The 2,419-nt window shown below is 66.5% G+C and carries 1 protein-coding gene; it reads right to left on the bottom strand.

Annotated features, from left to right (window positions below; genetic code table 11):
• Positions 1–63: 63 nt before the first annotated feature.
• The gene (locus QMX83_RS21225) at positions 64–2,187 is read right to left on the bottom strand and encodes a methyl-accepting chemotaxis protein (protein WP_282298606.1); all 2,124 of its coding nucleotides are present in this window, start codon (positions 2,185–2,187) and stop codon (positions 64–66) included.
• Positions 2,188–2,419 lie beyond the last annotated feature (232 nt).

Genomic DNA, 2,419 nt, shown 5'->3' with positions numbered 1-2,419 from the left:
CGGCCGGGCGAACCGTGAGGCGCCCAACGTGGGACGCGCGGGCGGTTGCCCGGCCTTGGGAACTTACGCCGCGCGCGCCAACCCCGGCGCACCGGCCAACACAAACACATCCACGGCGTCATTCAACGCCACCGCCTGCTCCTCCATGCTGCGCGCGGCCGCCGAGGCTTCTTCCACCAATGCCGCATTCTGCTGCGTGGCCTCGTCCATGTGCACCACGGTCTGGTTGACCTGCTCGATGCCGGCCGACTGTTCCTGCGAGGCCGCCGAAATCTCCGCCACGATGTCGGTCACCCGCTGCACGCTGTCGACAATCTCGCGCATGGTTTCGCCGGCCTGCTGCACCAGCGCGGCACCGCCGGCCACATCCTGCACGGAGGTGTCGATCAGGCCCTTGATCTCCTTGGCAGCCGCGGCCGAGCGCTGCGCCAGGGTGCGCACTTCCGAGGCCACCACGGCGAAGCCGCGACCCTGCTCGCCGGCACGCGCCGCTTCCACGGCGGCGTTCAACGCCAGAATGTTGGTCTGGAAGGCAATGCCATCGATCACGCTGATGATGTCGGCAATGCGCTGGGAAGAGGACTCGATCGCGCGCATGGTGTCCACCACCTGACCCACCACCGCGCCGCCTTCGCTGGCCACGCGGTGCGCGCCGATCGCCAGCTGGTTGGCCTGGCGGGCGTGGTCGGCATTCTGTCGCACCGTGGAGGTCAGCTCTTCCATCGACGCCGCGGTTTCTTCCAGGTTTGCGGCCTGCTGTTCGGTGCGCTGCGAAAGATCGGTATTGCCCGCCGCGATCTCGCCGGCGGCGGTCTGGATCGCCTGCGCCGACTGCTTGATGCCGCCCACGATATCGGTGAGTTGTTCGCTGGTGGCGGTGACGTCGTCGCGCATGCGCGCGAATACGCCATGGAACTGGCCCTGCATGCGCACGCTGAGATCGCCCCGGGCGATGGCCTGCAATACGCCCGACAGCTCGCCCAGATCGCGTTCGGTGGTGTCCATCAGCTGGTTCAGACCGATCACCATGTCGCGGAAGTCGTGCTGGAAGCCGGCTGCATCCCCGCGCAGGCTGAAGTCACCGCGTGCGGCGGCCTGGGCCAGGCGCTTGATCTCCGCGTTGATCGCGCCCAGGTTGCGCTTCACCGTATCCAGCGACTCGGTGATCACCGCCTGCTCGCCCGGCAGTCGCTGCATGTCCTGCGCCAGGTCGCCGACCGCATAACGGCCCATGATCTGGATCGCCTGCAGCTGCACCTGCACATGCGCATCCACCAGCGCATTGGTGTCACGCACCATCTGCCCGTAGCCACCGGCAAACGCGCTGTCGTCCATGCGGAAGCTGATTTCACCGGCTTCATGACGCTGCGCCATGTGCGCCTGTGCGGCCAGAACATCCTTCAGGGTCTGGGTCACCGCCATCATCGCCGTGCCCAGGCGACCGATCTCATCCCGGCTGCGCACCTGCACGTGATGCGCGAGGTCACCGCGTGCCACCGCACGTGCGGCCGCTTCCACCGCGACCACCGGCGCAATCACCGCGCGGCGCAGCCACCACCCCAGCAGCACCATCAGTACCACCGCCGCAGCGGCGGTCAGCATTGCGCACAGCACCAGCATGCGACGTGCCTGCTCCGAGCGGGACTTCACTGCCGCTTCGGAGACGATGGCGGTACGCGCACCCAGTGCATCCAGGGTGGTGCCCAGCGCCCTGTCCTTGCCGCGCACCAGCGTGTCGCCTTCCTGCGGGTTGTAGCCGCTGGCGGCGAAGGCTTCCAGCGCGCCGTGATAGTCCTTTTCCAGCGTGGTGTGCTGGGTGAGGAAGGTGCTGGCCAGCTGCACCGTCTCGGCGTCGCCGTCCTTGGCCAGGCCCTGCGCCAGTGCGCGGGCCTTTTCACCCTGCGCGTCGAACGCGCTCAGATGTTTGGTTCGCAGTGCTTCATCGCTGCCGCGCAGCAGCACGTTCTTCCACTCCTGCACCTGCATGCGGAACTCGCGCTGCAGCGCTTCGGCCTGCGCATTGCGCGCCACCTCCGGCGGAATCGTGGTCGAAAGGTTTAGCCAGGCCGAGCCCAGACCCGCCACGGCGCACAGCACCACCACGGCCAGGCCAACGGAAAGGGCACCCAGCAGCTTGAACTGCAGGCTGAAGGCGCGCGTCGGCGCGGAAGTAGAGGGCTTGGACATGTCGGCACTGCGAATGGGAGAGGGGCGATCCGATATCGGAAGGCGACGGCCGCTTCTGAAGTGGGACGGGTTTCACATTTCCTGTCTCATTCATAGGAGTGAAAACTGGATTGCAGTTTCATTACATCTGAATCTGCAACGCTCACGCTATCACCGCCTGGGCCGGCCAACGGCCGGCGCTACCGGATGCAATGCTGCCGTCGTTGGTGTGTGTCTTATAAACAACTCCGAG

Source organism: Stenotrophomonas sp. PS02289, assembly GCF_029960115.1.
Lineage (GTDB): Bacteria > Pseudomonadota > Gammaproteobacteria > Xanthomonadales > Xanthomonadaceae > Stenotrophomonas.
Note: the sequence above shows the minus strand (reverse complement) of the source record. Positions and strands in the feature narration are given on the sequence as shown.

Excerpts from the sequence above, each read along its gene's own strand:
- QMX83_RS21225 (WP_282298606.1), bottom strand. The coding sequence starts at position 2,187 with ATGTCCAAGCCCTCTACTTCCGCGCCGACGCGCGCCTTCAGCCTGCAG.